This window comes from Amycolatopsis sp. NPDC057786 (assembly GCF_042797905.1).
Taxonomy (GTDB): Bacteria; Actinomycetota; Actinomycetes; order Mycobacteriales; family Pseudonocardiaceae; genus Amycolatopsis.
This window is the reverse complement of record NZ_JBHVKW010000097.1, coordinates 14,842-32,849: the sequence shown is the minus strand read 5'-3', so window position 1 is coordinate 32,849 and position 18,008 is coordinate 14,842. Positions and strand designations below refer to the sequence as shown.

At 69.3% G+C, this 18,008-nt stretch carries 23 protein-coding genes; 3 read left to right on the top strand and 20 right to left on the bottom strand.

Translation table 11 applies throughout. From position 1 onward, the window contains the following. Window positions 1–185: 185 nt before the first annotated feature. From ACFVM3_RS33965 to ACFVM3_RS33920, 10 genes are all read right to left on the bottom strand, one after another. Window positions 186–1,454: a deoxyguanosinetriphosphate triphosphohydrolase gene (locus tag ACFVM3_RS33965; protein ID WP_378443998.1), complete on the bottom strand. Its 1,269-nt coding sequence runs from the start codon at window positions 1,452–1,454 to the stop codon at window positions 186–188. A 39-nt stretch (window positions 1,455–1,493) separates the two neighbouring features. Continuing rightward, the gene (locus ACFVM3_RS33960; RefSeq protein ID WP_378443997.1) at window positions 1,494–2,147 is read right to left on the bottom strand and encodes a YdcF family protein; all 654 of its coding nucleotides are present in this window, start codon (window positions 2,145–2,147) and stop codon (window positions 1,494–1,496) included. A gap of 32 nt (window positions 2,148–2,179) precedes the next feature. After that, window positions 2,180–2,785: a response regulator transcription factor gene (locus ACFVM3_RS33955; protein ID WP_378443996.1), complete on the bottom strand. Its 606-nt coding sequence runs from the start codon at window positions 2,783–2,785 to the stop codon at window positions 2,180–2,182. Further along, a complete protein-coding gene (locus ACFVM3_RS33950) occupies window positions 2,782–3,978 on the bottom strand; it encodes a sensor histidine kinase (RefSeq protein WP_378443995.1) in 1,197 nt (398 codons plus the stop codon). Before ACFVM3_RS33950 ends, ACFVM3_RS33955 begins: the two co-directional genes overlap by 4 nt. A 12-nt stretch (window positions 3,979–3,990) precedes the next feature. Next, window positions 3,991–4,719, bottom strand: a complete 729-nt coding sequence (locus tag ACFVM3_RS33945) for an ABC transporter permease (protein WP_378443994.1) — start codon at window positions 4,717–4,719, stop codon at window positions 3,991–3,993. Then, on the bottom strand, window positions 4,716–5,633 hold the full coding sequence (locus ACFVM3_RS33940) for an ABC transporter ATP-binding protein (RefSeq protein WP_378443993.1): 918 nt from the start codon (window positions 5,631–5,633) through the stop codon (window positions 4,716–4,718). Before ACFVM3_RS33940 ends, ACFVM3_RS33945 begins: the two co-directional genes overlap by 4 nt. Window positions 5,634–5,799: 166 nt before the next feature. After that, window positions 5,800–7,188 carry a glycine--tRNA ligase gene (locus tag ACFVM3_RS33935; protein ID WP_034316415.1) on the bottom strand — a complete coding sequence of 463 codons (1,389 nt, stop codon included), beginning with the start codon at window positions 7,186–7,188 and terminating at the stop codon, window positions 5,800–5,802. 91 nt (window positions 7,189–7,279) lie between these two features. Beyond that, window positions 7,280–7,942, bottom strand: a complete 663-nt coding sequence (locus ACFVM3_RS33930; protein WP_378443992.1) for a class F sortase — start codon at window positions 7,940–7,942, stop codon at window positions 7,280–7,282. A gap of 159 nt (window positions 7,943–8,101) precedes the next feature. Then, window positions 8,102–8,734 (bottom strand): class F sortase, encoded by a 633-nt coding sequence (locus ACFVM3_RS33925; RefSeq protein WP_378443991.1) that lies wholly within the window; start codon window positions 8,732–8,734, stop codon window positions 8,102–8,104. Window positions 8,735–8,741: 7 nt separating this feature from the next. After that, a complete protein-coding gene (locus ACFVM3_RS33920; RefSeq protein WP_378443990.1) occupies window positions 8,742–9,815 on the bottom strand; it encodes a hypothetical protein in 1,074 nt (357 codons plus the stop codon). 258 nt (window positions 9,816–10,073) lie between these two features. On the opposite strand from ACFVM3_RS33920, the gene ACFVM3_RS33915 reads away from it, so the two are divergent. After that, window positions 10,074–10,457: a metalloregulator ArsR/SmtB family transcription factor gene (locus ACFVM3_RS33915; RefSeq protein WP_340685420.1), complete on the top strand. Its 384-nt coding sequence runs from the start codon at window positions 10,074–10,076 to the stop codon at window positions 10,455–10,457. 2 nt (window positions 10,458–10,459) lie between these two features. Beyond that, entirely contained in the window at window positions 10,460–10,873 is a 414-nt protein-coding gene (locus tag ACFVM3_RS33910) for a Fur family transcriptional regulator (protein ID WP_034316411.1), read from the top strand. Between the two features lie 67 nt (window positions 10,874–10,940). On the opposite strand, the gene ACFVM3_RS33905 is transcribed toward ACFVM3_RS33910, so the two are convergent. The 8 genes from ACFVM3_RS33905 to ACFVM3_RS33870 are packed head-to-tail and all read right to left on the bottom strand — an operon-like array spanning window position 10,941 to window position 16,576. Then, the gene (locus ACFVM3_RS33905; protein WP_378443989.1) at window positions 10,941–11,666 is read right to left on the bottom strand and encodes a TIGR03943 family putative permease subunit; all 726 of its coding nucleotides are present in this window, start codon (window positions 11,664–11,666) and stop codon (window positions 10,941–10,943) included. After that, complete coding sequence (locus ACFVM3_RS33900; RefSeq protein ID WP_219153585.1) at window positions 11,663–12,679, bottom strand: permease; 1,017 nt, start codon at window positions 12,677–12,679, stop codon at window positions 11,663–11,665. Before ACFVM3_RS33900 ends, ACFVM3_RS33905 begins: the two co-directional genes overlap by 4 nt. A 37-nt stretch (window positions 12,680–12,716) precedes the next feature. Continuing rightward, on the bottom strand, window positions 12,717–13,139 hold the full coding sequence (locus ACFVM3_RS33895; protein ID WP_005158775.1) for a hypothetical protein: 423 nt from the start codon (window positions 13,137–13,139) through the stop codon (window positions 12,717–12,719). Continuing rightward, window positions 13,136–13,957, bottom strand: a complete 822-nt coding sequence (locus ACFVM3_RS33890) for an isoprenyl transferase (protein WP_378443988.1) — start codon at window positions 13,955–13,957, stop codon at window positions 13,136–13,138. Before ACFVM3_RS33890 ends, ACFVM3_RS33895 begins: the two co-directional genes overlap by 4 nt. Window positions 13,958–13,996: 39 nt before the next feature. Next, entirely contained in the window at window positions 13,997–14,758 is a 762-nt protein-coding gene (gene recO, locus ACFVM3_RS33885; protein ID WP_378443987.1) for a DNA repair protein RecO, read from the bottom strand. 49 nt (window positions 14,759–14,807) lie between these two features. Beyond that, the gene (locus ACFVM3_RS33880) at window positions 14,808–15,242 is read right to left on the bottom strand and encodes a CD225/dispanin family protein (protein WP_378443986.1); all 435 of its coding nucleotides are present in this window, start codon (window positions 15,240–15,242) and stop codon (window positions 14,808–14,810) included. Window positions 15,243–15,280: 38 nt separating this feature from the next. Further along, window positions 15,281–15,748 (bottom strand): CD225/dispanin family protein, encoded by a 468-nt coding sequence (locus tag ACFVM3_RS33875; protein WP_091599740.1) that lies wholly within the window; start codon window positions 15,746–15,748, stop codon window positions 15,281–15,283. 54 nt (window positions 15,749–15,802) lie between these two features. Beyond that, window positions 15,803–16,576 carry an RDD family protein gene (locus tag ACFVM3_RS33870; protein ID WP_378443985.1) on the bottom strand — a complete coding sequence of 258 codons (774 nt, stop codon included), beginning with the start codon at window positions 16,574–16,576 and terminating at the stop codon, window positions 15,803–15,805. A gap of 21 nt (window positions 16,577–16,597) precedes the next feature. Between ACFVM3_RS33870 and ACFVM3_RS33865 the strand changes: the two genes are divergently transcribed. Then, on the top strand, window positions 16,598–16,963 hold the full coding sequence (locus ACFVM3_RS33865; protein WP_378443984.1) for a hypothetical protein: 366 nt from the start codon (window positions 16,598–16,600) through the stop codon (window positions 16,961–16,963). A 227-nt stretch (window positions 16,964–17,190) separates the two neighbouring features. Here the strand turns inward: ACFVM3_RS33865 and ACFVM3_RS33860 are convergent, their stop codons facing one another. Both ACFVM3_RS33860 and ACFVM3_RS33855 read right to left on the bottom strand, forming a co-directional pair. Beyond that, a complete protein-coding gene (locus tag ACFVM3_RS33860; protein WP_378443983.1) occupies window positions 17,191–17,643 on the bottom strand; it encodes a DUF2752 domain-containing protein in 453 nt (150 codons plus the stop codon). Beyond that, window positions 17,640–17,990, bottom strand: a complete 351-nt coding sequence (locus tag ACFVM3_RS33855; RefSeq protein ID WP_378443982.1) for a CD225/dispanin family protein — start codon at window positions 17,988–17,990, stop codon at window positions 17,640–17,642. The genes ACFVM3_RS33860 and ACFVM3_RS33855 overlap by 4 nt, the downstream gene beginning before the upstream one ends. Between the last annotated feature and the right edge of the window lie 18 nt (window positions 17,991–18,008).

Genomic DNA, 18,008 nt, shown 5'->3' with positions numbered 1-18,008 from the left:
ACGTTGAAGGTTGCGAAAGTGGCTTTCGCAACGTCGGCCGGGGCTATTCGGGTTCCGCAGAGAGGTAAGACCAAGGTGCCGTGTCTTGAAGGGCACCTTTGAGACGTTGAAGGTCTCAAAGGTGCCCTTCAGGACATCAGGCTTCGACGCCGGGTGCAGTGCATGAAGGCCTCGCCACTTACGACTCAGCCGTGGCGGCCCGTGTGCCAGGCGTGCCACGCGTAGGCCTGCGCGTCCGTGAGCGACGCCACCTGGTCGACGACGACGCGCAGGCGCGCCGCGTCGTCCGGGGCGGCCTCCCACGCGGGCAGGAACAGGCCGTCCAGCGCGTCGGGCGCGCGACGGCACAGCGCCTCGACCAGTTCGGCGAGTGTCTGCCGCTGGCCGTCCTGCATCGCGAGGCGCCGCCTGTCGCTCATCACGTACCGCAGCGCGAGCGCCTTGAACAACGCGACCTCGGCCGCGACCTGCTCCGGAATGACCAGCTTCGCGGCGTAGCGGCTCAGCGGCCCCTCGCCGTACACCTCCCGTGTCGCGCCGACGACCGCCGTCGCGAACCGGCCGACCAGCTCGCTCGTCAGCCGTTTCAACGCGACCTGCGCCTTGAGCGACCCGTCGAGCCCCGGTTCGCTCAGTTCGGCGACCACTGGCAGGTCTAGCAGTTCCTTCGCCGCACCCTCCAAAGTGGACTGCGACTGGTGCGAAAACCTTCGCGCCGCCTCGGCCACCGCCGCGCGTTCCTCCGCGTCGGCCAGCACCCGCAACGAGATCCGGCCGGCCAGCACCCCGTCTTCCACGTCGTGCACGGAATACGCGACGTCGTCGGACCAGTCCATGATCTGCGCTTCCAGGCAGGTGCGGCGCTCTGGCGCGCCTTCCCGTACCCACGCGAACACCTCGGCGTCGTCGGCGTAGACGCCGTACTTCGGATTGCCTTCTTCCCGTTGCCACGGGTACTTCGTCGAGGCGTCGAGACAGGCGCGGGTGAGGTTCAGCCCGCCGACTACCCCGCCTTCGAGCAGGACCTTGGGCTCCAGCCTGGTCAGGATCCGCAAGGTCTGCGCGTTGCCCTCGAATCCGCCGCACGGCTGGGCGACCTCGTTCAGCGCGCGCTCGCCGTTGTGCCCGAACGGCGGATGCCCGATGTCGTGCGCGAGGCCCGCGGTGTCCACCAGATCCGGATCCGCGCCCAGCTCGTCCGCGATACCCCTGCCGATCTGGGCGACCTCCAGCGAATGTGTCAGCCGTGTGCGGGGCACACCGCTGACCTCGGCCCCCTCACCGGGGCCGACCACCTGGGTCTTGCCCGCCAGCCGGCGCAGAGCGGCCGAGTGCAGCACTCGGGCGCGATCACGGGCGAAGGCGCTCCGCCCGTCCACGGCGCCTTCCAACGCCGCGCCCTTGGGCCGCTCGGGCAGCAGGCGCGCCCTGTCGGCCTCGGTGTAGGTGTCCACCCGACCAGACTAAACGTGCTCACCGACACTTATCGGGCGTCAGACCTCGCCGGTACCGAACAGACTGTCCGCCGGCGACTTCGTGAGGCGGTAGTACAGCAGCGCGCCGGTCTCGCGGACGATGTAGCGCGCCTGCGTCTCGCGGGTCTGCACGACCGGGCCGCGATGGGTCGGCGACGTCCAGGTCTCGAGGCCGAGGTCGTCGGCCATCACCCTGGCACGGAAGGAGTGCCACGGGTCGCTGACCAGCACGGCGGTCTTCCAGCCCCGTTTCTGCACCTGCTCGGCGACCGCGCGGAGACTCCGCAGGGTGTCGCTGCCCTCGCCGACCGGCAGCGTCGCCGCCGTGGGCACGCCGCGTTTCCGCAGCCACTGCGCGCCCGCGTGCGCTTCGGTGTAGTTGTCGTCCGCCTTCTTGCCGCCCGCGGTGACGATCACCTTCGCCACGCCCTGGTCGTACAGCGTCTTCGCCTTGGCCAGCCGCGCCTGGAAGATCTCCGACGGCCTGCCGTTGTACTGGGCCGCGCCGAGCACCACGATGACGTCGGCCCGGTCGCGCACGTCCTCGCGCGCGACCTGCCAGACCCGGAACGCCGTTCCGCCGATCACCGCGACGACGACCAGCAGGAACCCCGCCACTATCCGGCGCACCCAGTTCGCGCGAGTCGGTTTCGTCCGTTCGGCGGTACTCACGCGGGTGATTCTCGCAGAGCGGGGAGTCGATCTCAGAGCCAGCCGTGCTCTTCCGCGAGCCGCACCGCCTCGGCACGGGTCCGCGCCCCGGTCTTGCCCATCGCGGCCGAAAGATGGTTGCGCACGGTGCCCTCCGAAAGGTGCAGCGCACGGGCGACGTCGGCCACCGTGCCGCCGCCCTTGGCGGCACTGAGGACGTCGTGTTCGCGCCCGGTGAGCGGGCTCGCGCCGGTGGCGAGCGATTCCGCGGCGAGCGCGGGATCGACCACCCGGAGGCCACCGTGGACCCGGCGGACGGCGTCCACGAGCTGCTCCGGCGGAGCGTCCTTGACCACGAACCCCGCGGCGCCCGCGGCCATCGCCCGCGAGAGATACCCGGGCCTGCCGAACGTGGTGCAGATGATGATCCGGCACAGCGGAAGCGCGCCGTGCAGCTCGGCGGCGGCTTCGAGACCGTCCTTGCCCGGCATCTGGACGTCGAGCAGCGCGACGTCCGGAGCGGTCTCTTTCGCCCGCTGGAGCACTTCGTCGCCCGAACCGACCTGGGCGACCACCTCGATGTCCGCTTCGAGGCCGAGCACGGTGGCCAACGCCCCGCGCACCATCGCCTGGTCGTCGGCGAGCAGGACCCGGATCACGCGCAGCCTCCAGCCGGTTCGGAGAGTGGCGCGAGCGCGCCGCTCCGCAAGGCGGATTCGGGTACCTCCGCCCGGACGAGCCATCCTCCCCCAGGTGGCGTGGTGGCGGTCAAGGTCCCGCCGACCGCGTCCAACCGTTCGGTGAGCCCGCGCAGGCCGTTCCCCGCCGCGGCGTCACCACCCCCGCCGTCGTCCTCGACTTCCAGCCAGGTCTTACCGAAGCGGACTTTCACCCGTTTCGCCCCGGAATGCCGGATGACGTTGGTGACCGCCTCCCGCAGCACGTAGCCGAAAGTGCGCTGCAGGGCGGGATCGACGTTGTCCACCGCGTGCGGCAGCTCCGCGTCGATCTCGGCCGCGCGCAACGCCGCCCGCGCCCCGGCGACCTCCGCCGACAGCGACACCTCGCGATACTCGGAGACCGTGGCCCGGATATCCGAGAGCGCGCTGCGGGTCAGGCCCTCGACCTCGCGGATCTCCTGCAGCGCGCGGGAGTCGTCCTTGCCGCTCTCCAGGATCCGCCGGGCGAGCCCGGCCTTGACCGTGATGGTGGTGAGACTGTGGCCGAGGATGTCGTGCAGATCCCGCGCCAGGCGTTCGCGTTCGCCCGCCACCGCGAGCGTCGCGATCTCCTGGTTCGCCGCCTCCAGTTTCCGGACCGCGCGGACCAGGTTCGCCATGAAGAACATCGCCGCGGTGATCGAGGCGACCGCGATGAGATCGCCGAAGTCGTCCTTCCCGAGGACCAGGTGGACGGCCAGCACCAGCAGCAGGGCGCCGCCGTCCAGGATCAACGCCCACGCCGGCGGCAGCGTGAAGGCCAGCACCGCCGTCGCGTAGATCAGGACGTACGGGTTGTTGTCGTGCAGGAACACGAGGGCGAGACCGATGAGCAGCATCAGCACCGAGAAGACGTAGGTCGTCTTCCGCCGGGAAGGCCGCAGGCTGAGCGGGAACAGCACGTAGCAGGAGCCGTAGAAGAGCAGGAGAACGGCGATCACCAGCTCTTTCGCGGTCGCACCGTCGGTGGCCAGATCGACCGCCGCGGGGGCGAAGCCGGGCACGATGAAGGCGAGGCCGAAGAACACCCACCGCCTCGGCCGAGGTCCCCGGCCGGTTCGCGGCGGCATGTCCGCCCACCAGTTCTCCCGGCTGTTCAAGCCCGTCTCGACCCTGCCCGGGTAGTCACTCACCGGTTCACCTTCTCAGACCCGCGCATTGTCCTTACGGTAACGCCTGATCACGAGCGCCCCGAGGAGCGCGGTCCACGCCGCCAGCACGCCGAGCGCGGCCGGGAGGCTCACCGTGAGCTGGTCGGTGACGACCGGGCGGACCAGCTGGATCAGCCAGTACGTCGGCGTCACCTGAGCGATGTCGGCCATCCACGACGGCATCCCGTCGATCGGGATCCACAGGCCGCCGAGGAAACCCATGCCCATCATGACGATCATGTTCAGCGGCTGCATCGACTCCGGCGTGCCGAACTGGCCGAGCAGGAGGCCGAGCAGCACCAGCGGGATCGCGCCGAGCCAGATACCCGCCACCAGCCGCAACCAGCCGGCGGCGTCGAGGTGGACACCTTGGAAGAAGACGCCGACCAGCGGGACGAGCAGCAACGCCGGAAGCGCGACGAGCATCGCCGACAGCGCCTTGCCGCCGAGGTAACCGGCTCCGGTCAGCGGGGTCAGCCGCAGCTGGCGCTGCCAGCCCGTGGACCGCTCGATGGCGAGTTTCGCGCCGCTCGTCATCGCTGCGGAGAAGGCACCGAAGGCCATCATGTTGACCATGATCACGCCGGCGAAGTTCCGGTTCCCGGCGGTGAAGACGTTGGCCTGCAACAAGAACATCAGTACCGGGAAGGCGACGGCGAAGAGCACGAACCGCGTCGAACGGAAGGTGCGGACGATCTCGGTCTTGAGGTAGGTCGGATTCATCGGACGGTTTCCTCGCTGCTGGTCAGGGACAGGAACGCGCCTTCGAGGCCGACGGCGCTGATCTCGATGTCGCGCGCTTCGGGCACGTGGGCCAGCAGCGCCCGTAGCGTCACGTCGGAATCGGAACTGGAGATCGCCGCGCGGCCGGCGCGAAGTTCGCACCCGGTGACCGCGGGCAGCGCCGCGATCACCGGTTCCGCCGCCGCGGGCACCACCGCGCGGATCGTGCGTCCCCCGGCCAGCGCACGGACCTGCGCGACCGAACCGTCCGCGACGATCCGCCCCGACCGCATCAGCACGACACGGTCGGCGAACTCTTCGGCCTCTTCGAGATAATGGGTCGCGAACAGGACCGTGCGGCCCGAGTTCGTGTACTCGTACATGGACTTCCAGAACTCGCGGCGCGTGCCGACGTCCATCGCGGCGGTCGGCTCGTCGAGGATCAGCAGATCGGGGTCGCCCACCAGCGCGACGGCGAACCGCACGCGCTGCTTCTGCCCACCGGAAAGCCTGGTGGAGCGCCGGTTCGCGATGTCCTCGATCCCGGCGCGGCGCAACGCCTCACGCACGGGCATCGGCTCGCGGTGCAGCGCCGCGACCATGCCGACGGTCTCGGCGACCGTAAGATCCTCGACGAGCGCGCCGCCCTGGAGCATCGCGCCGATCATCCCGTGGCCGACCGCGTCCCCCGGCTCGCGCCCGAAGACGGTCACCGATCCGCTGTCGGGCACGCTCAGGCCCAGGATCATGTCGACCGTGGTGGATTTGCCCGCGCCGTTGGGGCCGAGGAGGGCGACCACCTCGCCCGGCGCGATCGTCAGGTCCACGCCGTCGACGGCGTGGACGTCGCCGTAGTGCTTACGCAGGCCGGAAAGCCGGACCGCCGCCCCCGCGGTGATGTCTTGTTCTCGCATGCCTCAAGCCTGTCGCGACCGGGCGGCCTGGGCGTGGGCCGCGCGTCATGACCTGAGGGTGACAGTTGTCAGGGGTGGGCCTCCCCGAACGCTATGAAAGGTCCTTTCCTTGCAAATTTTGCAAGGAAAGGACCTTTCATAGCGTTCGCCGGGTGGGAAAAGAGGGTCAGGCGCCGATCAGACGCCCCGCCAGGTAGGACTCCAGCTTGTCGATCGCGACCCGCTCCTGCGCCATGGTGTCGCGCTCCCGCACGGTCACCGCGTGGTCGTTGAGCGAATCGAAGTCGACGGTGACGCAGTACGGCGTCCCGATCTCGTCCTGGCGACGGTAACGGCGGCCGATCGCGCCGGCGTCGTCGAAGTCGACGTTCCAGTGCTTGCGCAGCGCCGCGGCGACGTCGCGCGCCTTCGGCGTGAGATCGGCGTTGCGCGACAACGGGAGCACGGCGACCTTGAACGGCGCGAGCCGGTAGTCCAGCTTGAGCACCGCGCGGGTGTCGGTGCTGCCCTTGGCGTTCGGCACCTCTTCCTCGTGGTACGCGTCGACGAGGAACGCCATCATCGACCGGCCGACACCGGCCGCCGGCTCGATGACGAACGGGCGGAACCGCTGCTTCGTGGCCTGGTCGAAGAACGAAAGGTCGACGCCGGAGTGGTTCGAGTGCGTCGTGAGGTCGAAGTCGGTGCGGTTCGCGATGCCTTCGAGCTCGCCCCACTCCTGGCCCGCGTTGAACGCGAAGCGGTACTCGATGTCGACGGTGCGCTTCGAGTAGTGGGAGAGCTTTTCCTTCGGGTGCTCGTAGAGGCGGAGGTTGTCCGCCTTGATCCCGAGGTCCTTGTACCACTCGGTGCGCGCGTCGATCCAGTACTGGTGCCAGGTCTCGTCCTCGCCCGGCTCGACGAAGAACTCCATCTCCATCTGCTCGAACTCGCGCGTGCGGAAGATGAAGTTGCCCGGCGTGATCTCGTTCCGGAACGACTTGCCGATCTGGCCGATGCCGAACGGCGGCTTCTTGCGCGCCGCGGTCTGCACGTTGAGGAAGTTGATGAAGATGCCCTGCGCGGTCTCCGGGCGGAGGTAGTGCACGCCCTCCTCGGACTCGACCGGGCCGAGATAGGTCTTCAGCATCATGTTGAAGTCACGCGGCGCGGTGTACTGCCCGCGGGTGCCGCAGTTCGGGCACGGCACCTCGGACAGGTCGTCCTCGGACACCTCCTTGCCCGAGCGGGCGGAGAAGTCCTCGGCCAGCTGGTCGGCGCGGAACCGCTTGTGGCAGGACAGACATTCGATCAGCGGGTCGGTGAAGACGTCGAGGTGACCCGACGCGACCCACACCTGGCGCGGCAGGATGACCGAGGAGTCGAGGCCGACGACGTCGTCGCGGCTCTGCACGACGGTCTTCCACCACTGGCGCTTGATGTTGTCCTTGAGTTCGACACCGAGGGGCCCGTAGTCCCACGCCGACTTGGTACCGCCGTAGATCTCTCCACACGGGAAAACGAAGCCTCGACGCTTGCACAGGCTGACGACGGTCTCAATGGTGTTGGCGGGCACTCCACGCTCCGAAGCATGCGGGGACGGGTATGGACTAGAAGGACAAGACTAACCGCCCGTCCCCGCACGTCCTCCGGCGAGGTCGGACCGCTCAGGGCCTGCTGACCAAGGAGGCCGTGACGATGCGGTTGTCCTCGTAACCGTCTGTCCCGCCGACGTACTCGCCACCGCAGGTGACCAGCACCAGCCGGTGCGGCCCGTCCGGTCCGAACAGCTTCTCCGCCTGCTCGGCCAGCTTCGTCTTGTGCACGGTGACGACCTCGCCGATCCGGTAGACCCACTTACCGCCGTCGATGTCGACGACGTCGACCTGCTGGCCGGTCTTGAGCCGCCACAGTTCGTCGAACGGGCCCTTCTTCCCCTTCCAGTTCACATGCCCGGAAAGCAGGGAAGCCCCCTGGTCGGCGCCCAGTTTCGCGCCCCACCAGGTGGCTTCGTCGAGGCCCTCGGGGATGGGGAGGGTCCCGTCCGCGGTCAGTTCCTTGCGGATCAGTTTCGCCGTGCCGCCACCGGGAAGCCTGACCGTGCCGGGCGCCTGTCCCGTGTCGGCCGGGGCCTGCGCGGTCTGTCCCGTGGACGGGTTCGCCTGGTCCTGGCCTGCCGCGACCACCGGATCGCTCTTTCCGGTGAAAACCAGCACCGCGACCACGGCCGCCACCACGAAGATCGCGGCGCCGGCGAGGATCCAGCCCAGGCCGGGGCGTTTCTTCGGCCGCTCCTCGCTCGCCGTACCGTCGTCGAACTGTCCCACCATCGGGTATTACTCCTTGCTCGCGTCAAGCCGCCGGAGCGGCCGGTGTGGCTAGACACGCGACGCGAGCCGAGAGAGGTTGCACCGATTTCCCGCGTTTAGTCCTCTGAATGCGGTAGTTGCACACGCAAGGACCGCATTCAGAGGACTAAATGCGGGAAGTCAGGCGGGCGGCCCGGAAACGGGGGTCGCGACGATGACCCGGTTGTCCCGGTAGCCGTCCGTCCCCCCGAGGTAGTCGCCGCCGCAGGTGACCAGCACCAGCCGGTGCGGCCCGCTCTGCGCGAACAGCTTCGCCGCCCGCGCGGGCAGGTCGTTCTTGTGCACGGTGACGACCTCGCGCACGCGATAGACCCAGATGCCGCCCGCGGCGTCGCTGACGGCCACCTCCTGGCCGTCGTGCATCCGCCAGAGCTCGTCGAACGGCCCCTTGACGCCGCCCCAGTTGACGTGCCCGGAGATCAGCGACGTACCCGCTTCGGCGCCGAGCCGCGCACCCCACCACGCCGCGTCACCGAGACCGCGTGGGATCGGGAGGACACCCTGGGAGGTGACCTCGGAGCGGACGAGTCTCGCCGATCCGCCTTCGGGCAGGCGGATCGTGCCGGGCCGCTGCCCCCGTGTCGAACTGTCGGCAGGGAGCGCCAAGGGAGCGCCGTCCTCACCCGGCATGACCGCGGGTTCCGAGACCAGGACCGCCGCCGGTTCCGGCGGGATCCAGGTCAGCACGACGACGCCCGCTGAGATGGCGAGCGCGGTGACGACGGCGGACAGTCCCGCCAGCCAGGACCGCACGGGGCCGCTACTTCTCCCGCACCGGCACGGGCTTGCGACGGCGGAGCAGCAACAAGGCCGCGGCGCCGATCACGATGCCGCCGCCCAGCAGCCCGAGCCCGACCACGGTCCGCGTCGAGTCCTCGGTCTGCGGCGGGATACCGCCCGCGGGCACCGTCCCCGGCACCGCGGGCTGCGCGGGCGCCGCGCCCGGTCCCGTACCGCCGGCGGGCTTCGCCACGAAGTTCCTCGGGATACCGCAGCTCACGCCGCCGAGCACGATCGTCGTACGGGCCTCGCGAAGATCCTTGCCCGCCTCGTCGCGCACGTGCGTGACGACGTCCACCTTCCAGCCCGCCGCCTTGGTCACGTCACCGGCGCGCCAGCCGTCCTGCCGGATGAGCTGGTCGAAGGCGGTCACCCGCGACACGGTCAGGTCGGAGGTGGTCTTGTCCTTGCTGGCCGTCTTGTCGATCTCGCCGGTCGACGGCGGGCCGAGCTTGAGTCCCTTGACGTCGATACCCGAAGCGCCGGACGGCTTCAGGTCACCGTTCTCGTCCCGCACCCAGATCTTGCCCACGCTCGTCGACGACGTCGCCTTGCTCGGCGATGAGCAGTCGACGGAGCTCTTCGCGCTTTCGAGCACCAGCACGGTGTTGTCGAGAGGCTTCGCGCCGCCGCGCCCGTTGTCGATGAGGGCGAAGTTGCTCTCCGCGACCGCCGTCGGGACCGTGGTCTGCTGCAGCGCGGCGATCACGTTGTGGTCGCGGCTCGCGATCCCGGCCGGAAAGGGGCTCTGCTCGCCGTAGCGGCCCAGGTTGATCGTCCATTTGTCACCGAGCGTGGTCCGCTCACCGGCGTCACGCGGGACGACGGTGCGGTCCGGGGAGAGTTTCGACTGACCGGGGGTCAACGGCGAACGCTGGGTCTCGGTGATCAGTGATCCCGGGTTCCCGATGCGCACCGACGCCACGTTCGCGAACGACACGGGACCGGTCTTCTCATCGACGGCCTGCGTCGTCTGCGCCGAGGCGAGCCCCGGAACCGACGTCAAAGCGATGGCCGCCGTCGCGGCGGCCAGCTTCGTCACGAAACGAGTCATGTCTCCCCACTGCCTCTCGGGCTCTCAGAGCGCGGCCGTCAGCGAGAAGCGACGAAAACGCTCCGCGACAACCTTGCACCGTTGGCGACGACATGCGAAGCGGAATGGTCATTTCTTCGCGAAGTCACCCGAATGGAGCAGTAACGCCGCCGCCGAGTGGTCGCCCGCTCGGCGAACAGACCACCGGGGGCGGGAACACTAAGATGGGCTGGACTGTTACTGGCAATGACTTCGGAAATCATGAACATGGAGGCGGCGATGGCTACGGTGACCCCGGACTCGGCCGCCCCGGGCCTCTCGGAAGACCCCGGACCGCATTCGTCGGCCCGTCCCCCCGCCGAACCCGCCGTTTCGGCCTCACCCGCCGTTCTCGCGGACGCGGGCGACCTGCTCCGGGCGCTCGCCGCACCCGTGCGGATCGCCATCGTGCTGCAACTGCGTAACGCGGACCGGTGCGTCCACGAACTGGTGGACACGCTCGATGTCGCGCAGCCGCTGATCAGCCAGCACCTGCGGGTGCTGAAGACCGCGGGTGTCGTACAGGGTGAGCGACGCGGCCGTGAGGTGGTGTACCGGCTGGTCGACGATCACCTTGCGCATATCGTGGTGGACGCCGTAGCCCACGTTCAGGAGGGGAAGTGAGCATGAGTCCGACGACGGCCAACAGTTCCGCGCCGGTGCCGGGACGCCGGTCGACGAAACAGCGCGCCGCCGTGGTCGAGCTGCTCAAGGAGATCGACGACTTCCGTTCCGCCCAGGAACTGCACGACGAGCTGCGCAAACGCGGCGACGGGATCGGGCTCACCACGGTCTACCGGACGCTGCAGTCGCTCTCGGAGGCGGGCGAGATCGACGTCCTGCGCACCGACACCGGCGAGGCCATCTACCGGCGTTGCTCGTCGCACCACCACCATCACCTGGTGTGCCGGATCTGCGGCAGCACCGTCGAGGTCGAGGGACCGGCGGTGGAGCGGTGGGCCGAGAAGATCGCCTCGGAGCACGGCTTCTCCGACATCAGCCACACCGTGGAGATCGTCGGGACCTGCTCCAACCACTGACGCCCAGTGCTATGAAAGGTCCTTTCCTTGCAAATTTTGCAAGGAAAGGACCTTTCATAGCACGCGCTCAGTACTCGTAAGGGTCCTTCGGCGCCGGCACCTGCCGCACCGAGGTGAGCGTCAAGTCCGGCATGTAGCTGTTCTCCCGCACCGCGGTCCCCGGCACGACCGTCCCGGTGATCTCCAGCCAGGTGTCGTTCGCGAACCCCGACACGCCCTCGCCCACCATCCGCACGGTGATCGGGAAGGCATCGGCGGCACAGCAGCCGATCACCATCCTGGCCAGCATCGTGTTGCCCTCGTTGTGCACCACGAACCCGGACAGCCGCACCGTCCGCCCGTTCAGCGAGCCACTGGAATCCCAGCCCGCCCGGCTGACGAACTCGTTGACCTCCAACGGGACCACGTCCCCGGCGGGCAGCGGCGGGAAGGCGGCCGCGTTGCTCGCCGAAGCGCTTTGCGGGGCCCTGGCCTCGGTCCGGGTCACCGAATCGGCGCCGAGCGCGGGTGGCGCGACCAGGAACACGGCCAGCACCGGCACCATCAGCAGCCAGGCCGACCGGGTGTTGTGGTCGTGCGCGTGGACGTCCCCGGACGCGACGGCCGCGGCCCGCGCCGCCAGCAGGTCACGGACGATCGCGATCGCGCCCAGCGCGACCATCACCGCGCCGCCGGCGATGATCCACGGCTGCTGCGCGGGTTTGACGTAGCGCAGATAGTCGCCGTTGATCGTGATCTTGAGCAGCGCCCCGCCGAGCAGGATCAGCAGGATGTTCTGGGTCTCGCGTTTCACACGCCACCTCCGAGGATCAGCGTGCCCGAGACGACCGCGCAGCTGAGCGCGACCACGAACGTCACGGGCGCGAACCGCAGCGCGAACGACTTGCCGAAGGTACCGGTCTGCAGCGCGAACAGCTTCACGTCGATCGCGGGCCCGACCACCAGGAACACCAGTTTCGGCAGCAGCGGCATCGCGGTCAGCGACGCGGCGACGAAGGCGTCGGCCTCACTGCACAGCGCCAGCACGACGGCGAGCACGGCCATCACCAGCACGCCGAGCACGATCTGCTCCCCCAGCACGCCGAACCACTTGGCGGGCACCAGGACGTTCATCGCGGCGGCGATCATCGCGCCGAGCACGAGGAACCCGCCCGCCTCGACCAGGTCCGCCCGCGCGGTCTCGGCGAAGGTCTTCCAGCGCGAACCGTGCTGGACCTCGGGAAGACGCCGCAGAGCGCGCTCCGCGATCCAGTCGAGCTTGCCCCACTTCGCCCACAGCCAGCCCATCACCATCGCCGTGGCGAGCGAACCGGCGAACCGGGCGAACACCATCTCCGGATTCCCGGGGAACGCCACCGCGGTGGCCACCAGCACCACCGGGTTCACCGCGGGCGCGGCCAGCAGGAACGTCAGCGCGGCCGCGGGCGCGACCCCCTGGCCGATCAGCCGCCGCGCGACCGGCACCGACGCGCATTCACAGCCCGGCAGGGCGACCCCGGCGAGCCCAGCGACACCGACCGCCGCGCCGGCCCGGCGAGGGAGGACCTTCTCCAGCACCCGCGCGGGCACGAACGCCGCGATCGCCCCGCTGATCAGCACCCCGAGCACCAGGAACGGCAACGCCTGCACGCAGACCGCGACGAACACCGTCGAACCGGTCCGCAGCGCGGGCACGTCGAACACCTGCTGGAGCCAGCTCTGCCCGAGGATCGCGATCAGCAGGATCGCGCAGAGCACCTCGATCGAGGTGATCTTGAACCGCCGGGCGGGCTTCCGCTCCGGGGCGCTCCTGGAAATGGTTTCCATGCGCGCGATGATGCCAGGTGACCCAGCGTTCCGGAGTTCACTCCCCGGGAGCGGTCCCCAGCAGGTCCGAACGCAGCTGCGACGCCGTCGAGACGACCAGCATGAGCAGCGTTCCGAGCGGCGAGGGGTCCATGCCCTCCGCCGGGAACGCGTACCTCAGCGTGATGTCGATGCCCTTCTCCGAGCGCACGACGCCGAGCGTCCCGAACAGGCCCTGTCCGGCGCGTTCCGCCGCCGAGGCCGCGATCGCCGGGTCGTCCGGCAGATCCCAGGCGACGACGCAGGTCAGGCTCAGCACGGTCAGCCCTTCGGCCAGCCGGGTCGCCTGGATGACGCACGGGACGTCCGCGTGCGAGAAGGTCAGCGCGCCGTCGTCGTCGACGTGGACTTCGAGATAGCGCTCGAGGGCTTCCCGTGCCGACGTCAGCAACGCCGCCGTGTCGGCTGCTTCGGTGGTCATGCCTTCCCTTCGGAAGCTTTGTCGACGGCCCCGCCGAAGCGGCGGTCCCGTTTCGCGAACTCGAGGCAGGCCCGCCACAGGTGAGTGCGGTCGAAGTCCGGGAAGAGCGTGTCCTGGTAGACCATCTCGGCGTAGGCCGACTGCCAGAGCAGGAAGTTCGACGTGCGCTGCTCCCCCGACGGCCGCAGGAACAGGTCCACGTCCGGCATGTCGGGCTGGTACAGGTACTTCCCGATGGTCTTCTCGGTGACCTTGTCCGGGTTCAGCTTCCCGTCGGCGACGTCCTGCGCGATCCGCCGCATGGCGTCACCCAGCTCGGCACGGCCGCCGTAGTTGACGCACATGGTCATGTTCAGCGCCGTGTTGTGCTTCGTCTTCTCCTCGGCGACCTGCAGTTCCTTGATGACGCTCGCCCACAGCTTCGGGCGGCGGCCCGCCCAGCGGATGCGGACGCCGATCGAACCGAGGTAGTCGACCTGGCGGCGGATGGTGTCGCGGTTGAAGCCCATCAGGAAGCGGACCTCCTCCGGGCTCCGCTTCCAGTTCTCGGTGGAGAACGCGTACACCGACAGCCATTTGACGCCCAGTTCCACGGCACCGCTGGCGACGTCGATCATCACCGCTTCGCCGCGTTTGTGGCCTTCGATCCTCGGCAGTCCCCGCTGGTTGGCCCAGCGGCCGTTGCCGTCCATCACCAGCGCCACATGCTTCGGGAGGAGTTCCTGGGGGATCTCCGGCGGCCGGGCACCGGACGGATGCGGCTCCGGCGCGCGAAGTTCGAATTGTGACGCCTTGTTCTCGCGTCCCCTGCGCAGCACCTTCGAGCCTCCTGATCGAGCGAACCTGTGCCTGCGACCCTACTGCGCCTGCGTGCTGGTCTCCCGCGCACGCCTCTCCACCAGCGGCAGCGACCGCAGCTGGCGCTCCAGATGCCACTGCAGATGGGCCGCGACCAGGCCGGACGCGTCCCGCCGCGGCACCGGCTGCGACGCCTCGGCCACCGGCCACTCGCCGTGCAGGAGCGCCGCGAGCAGGGTCAGCACCTCCGGGGAGGGGTGGACACAGCCGGGGACCCGGCAGTCCGGGCACATCGAGCCGCCGGCGGACACGCTGAACGCCTTGTGCGGCCCCGGCAGGCCGCAGCGGGCGCATTCGGTGATCGCGGGCGCCCAGCCGGCGTAGGCCATGGCCCGCAGGAAGAACGCGTCGAGGATGAGGGAACTGTCCCGTTCCCCGCCCGCCAGCGCGCGAAGGGCGCCGACGACGAGCATGTACAGCTTGAGCACCGGCTCGCCTTCTTCGGCGGACAGCCGGTCCGCCGTCTCGGCGATGGCGCTCGCGGCGGTGTAGCGCTGGTAATCGGCCACCAGTGGCAGCGCGAAGGCGTCGACCGTCTCGACCTGGGTGATCACGTCGAGGGTGCGGCCGGTGTAGAACTGGACGTCGACGTGCCCGAACGGCTCCAGCCGGGCCCCGAAACGCGATGACGTCCGACGCACGCCTTTCGCGACCGCACGGACCTTGCCGTGCCGCCGCGTGAGGAGGGTGACGATCCGGTCGGCCTCACCCAGCTTGTGCGTCCGCAACACCACTCCGGTGTCGCGATAGAGGTTCACCACCCCGACATCGTCCCACCCGGGACCGACATCGGGGTGGTGCGCCCCGGAATCAGCAGTAGCGGCCGTAACAGCTCGGCACGGACGCGGCCGCGACGATCGAGATGATGATCATCACGATGCCGAACACGCAGCCGATGCCGCCGATGATCGACGCGATCATGCACATGGTCCTCGTGGACCTCGACGCGTCCGCGGCGGCGGCGTAGTTGCCCTGCATCTTGTACGTGTTGACCTCGTTGGACTTCATGATCGCGAAGATCGCGATGATCCAGCAGAGGAAGATGCAGCCGATCGCCCAGCCCTTGTAGTCCTTGATGGCGTTGATGTCGCCACCGCCGCCCGGCATACCGCCCGGAGCGCCGTAAGGGGAAGGCTGGCCGTACGGGGCGGGCTGCCCGTAGGGAACGGGCATGCCGCCGGAGGGCGGCCCATAGCCAGGCTGCTGCTGTCCGTAGGGCTGCTGCTGGCCGTAGGGGTTGGTCATGAAAGTGGTCCTCGTTGTTCTTTCGGCTACGGGTCGGGCTAGATGCTCGCGGCGACCAGGACGATCCAGAGAATGGAGAACAGGCAGCCGACCCCGCCGATGATCGACGCGATCATGCACATGGTCTTCGTCGACTTCGACGCGTCCATGGCGGCGGCGTAGTTGCCCTGCATCTTGTACGTGTTGACCTCGTTGGACTTCATGATCGCGAAGATCGCGATGATCCAGCAGAGGAAGATGCAGCCGATCGCCCAGCCCTTGTAGTCCGGGATCGAGTTGATGTCGCCGCCACCGGGCATACCGCCCGGAGCGCCGTAGGGCGCGGGCTGACCGTACGGCGCGGGCTGACCATACGGCGCCGGCTGGCCGTACGGCATCGGGTTCGCGCCGGAAGGCTGGCCGTACGGCGCGGGCGTGGCGCCGGACGGGGGTCCGTATCCGGGCTGAGGCTGCTGGCCATAGGGCTGCTGGCCGGGGCCGGGCTGCTGGCCGTACGGGTTCGTCATCGGGTTCCCCACTTGTGTCGTGCTTCCCGACGGGTGGATCCCGCCGGTCGTTCCTTACTGCTGCGGTGTTCCGGGCCCGTTCGGCCCATCCGCTCCGGGCAACTGCTGCCTCAGCTGCTCCGGGGTGATCTTCTGCGTCGGCTCGGCTTCGTCGAACCCGGACGGCGCCTGCTGAGGCTGCTGCCCCGGGCGAAGGACCTGTGTCGGCTCGGACTCGCCCAGGGCCGGTCCAGGCTGGGACTCCGAGGACGGAGCCGCGGTTCCCTGCGGCTGCTGCCCGAACGGCTGGGACGGCTGCTGGCCGAACGGCTGCGGCGGCTGGGGCTGCTGGGGCGCGCTCAACTGCTGCTGCGGCTGCTGGCCGAACGGCGAGGGCGGCGCGGGGAACGACGGCGAAGCCGGCTGCGGCGGCTCGGGGAATCCTGGCGACTGGCCGAACGGCGCCGACGCGGTCGCGGCTTCACCCGGCACGACGACGGTGCTGAGGATCTTGTCGGCGAACGTCTGCTTCTTCTCGTCCCACAGCGGCCAGAGGTAACCGAGACCGCAGACCCAGCCGTCCAGGTTATGGCACAGGTCCCGGACGAAGGCCATCAGCGGGCCGATCGGCTGCCCGTCGCTCTCACGGACGAGCTTGATCTTCAGGATCTTCTTGCCGAGCGACTGGCCGGTGGTGCCCATCTTGAGCCACCGGTTGTAGACGGTCCAGGCGAACCCGGCGAGATAACCGAGACCGGCGATGAACAGGCCGAGCGTCTCAGGCCCCACCGCCGAGATGATCATGCCGATGATCGGGAGCACGACGATCGGGCCGAAGTCGATGAGCATCGCGCCCGCGCGCAGGCCCCAGTGGGCGTAGTCGGTCCGCGGGCCGAACTGGGCGGCCTGACCGAACGGCGAGGGCTGGCCCTGCTGCCCGAACGGGGAAGACTGCCCCGGCTGCTGGCCGAACGGAGACTGCGGCTGCGCGCCGAACGGCTGCGACTGCTGCGGCTGCTGCCCGAAGGGCGAGGGCTGCTCGCCGGGCGCTTGCTGCCCGAACGGCGAAGACTGGCCGGGCTGCTGCTGCCCGAACGGCGAGGGCTGCTCACCCGGCGTCTGCTGGCCAAAGGGCGAAGACTGGCCACCCTGCTGCGACTGCTGGGGCTGTTGCCCGAACGGCGAGGGCTGTTCTCCCGACGGCTGCTGTCCGAACGGCTGCTGCGGCTGCGGTGACTGCTGCCCCTCCCCCGGCGGGGGCCCCGATCCGGGCGGCGGCTGCTGTCCCGGCGGCTGCTGGCCGTAGGGAGTGGTCATCGAAATCCCCTCGCTGGTTCCTCGCCCCTGGCGCACGGGGCCTGTGCGGCGACCCGGGCTGAATGTACGGCATGGGTACACACCGACCAGACCGGTGCGCGGGAGCGTACTCGGTACCACCGACGATCCGGGCCTCGGCCCGGCACTCACACGTAGAGCGAGGTGAACGGGGCGAAGGGCAGGTTACGGATGACGAACCAGACGACGAACACGACACCGAACGCGAGCGGCGTCCAGCGCCAGTGCAGCCAGCTGTTCACCGCGCGGCCGCGGAGCCTGCCGACCGCCCAGGCGACGGTGCTCCAGACGAGCAGCAGAACGACCACAAAGGACACCGCGTTGTAGTGCAGCGCGGCGGGGATGTTCCCGTGCAGCACGCTGTACACCATCCGCATGCCACCGCAGCCAGGGCAGACGATACCCAACAGCGTTTTGGTGGGACAGACCGGAAGCGGCCCGCCCGGAGTGGTGGGATCGCCCAGCCAGAGCGCGACGCAGCCGAGTCCGGCGCCGGCGGCGATGGCCAGGGGTGGCCCCAGCGCGCGGGCCTTCGCCTTGAACCCGCGCGCCGGGAATCCCGTGTAGACGGACGTCGTCACGGCGTGAAGCTTCCCGCCGACGCGCCGATGATGACCATCACCACGATGAAGATGATGTACAGCAGGAAAAGAACGCCGGTGGAGATCGCTCCCCACATGGCCCACTTCTTCGCGTCGTCGGCGGCCTTCTGGGCTTCGGCGTGGAAGCCCTGCGACCACAACGTCTGCACCTGGCTCGACTTCACGATCGCCACGATACCCAGCGGCAAGCAGCACAACACCGTGCAGAGAATGGCCCACACCAGGTTGTTGTCCGGCGGCGGGCCGTAGTTCGGCATGCCGCCGTAGTACGGCTGCTGCGGCGGTGGCCCGCCCGGAGGCGGGTAGTTCGGGTACTGGTCGGTCATGAGGTCTCCCCCTCGATC

Coding starts and splice junctions, on each gene's coding strand:
- ACFVM3_RS33945 (WP_378443994.1), bottom strand. CDS start 4,719: ATGAATCCGACCTACCTCAAGACCGAGATCGTCCGCACCTTCCGTTCG.
- ACFVM3_RS33940 (WP_378443993.1), bottom strand. CDS start 5,633: ATGCGAGAACAAGACATCACCGCGGGGGCGGCGGTCCGGCTTTCCGGC.
- ACFVM3_RS33930 (WP_378443992.1), bottom strand. CDS start 7,942: ATGGTGGGACAGTTCGACGACGGTACGGCGAGCGAGGAGCGGCCGAAG.
- ACFVM3_RS33920 (WP_378443990.1), bottom strand. CDS start 9,815: ATGACTCGTTTCGTGACGAAGCTGGCCGCCGCGACGGCGGCCATCGCT.
- ACFVM3_RS33915 (WP_340685420.1), top strand. CDS start 10,074: ATGGCTACGGTGACCCCGGACTCGGCCGCCCCGGGCCTCTCGGAAGAC.
- ACFVM3_RS33910 (WP_034316411.1), top strand. CDS start 10,460: ATGAGTCCGACGACGGCCAACAGTTCCGCGCCGGTGCCGGGACGCCGG.
- ACFVM3_RS33900 (WP_219153585.1), bottom strand. CDS start 12,679: ATGGAAACCATTTCCAGGAGCGCCCCGGAGCGGAAGCCCGCCCGGCGG.
- ACFVM3_RS33895 (WP_005158775.1), bottom strand. CDS start 13,139: ATGACCACCGAAGCAGCCGACACGGCGGCGTTGCTGACGTCGGCACGG.
- ACFVM3_RS33880 (WP_378443986.1), bottom strand. CDS start 15,242: ATGACCAACCCCTACGGCCAGCAGCAGCCCTACGGACAGCAGCAGCCT.
- ACFVM3_RS33875 (WP_091599740.1), bottom strand. CDS start 15,748: ATGACGAACCCGTACGGCCAGCAGCCCGGCCCCGGCCAGCAGCCCTAT.
- ACFVM3_RS33870 (WP_378443985.1), bottom strand. CDS start 16,576: ATGCTCATCGACTTCGGCCCGATCGTCGTGCTCCCGATCATCGGCATG.
- ACFVM3_RS33855 (WP_378443982.1), bottom strand. CDS start 17,990: ATGACCGACCAGTACCCGAACTACCCGCCTCCGGGCGGGCCACCGCCG.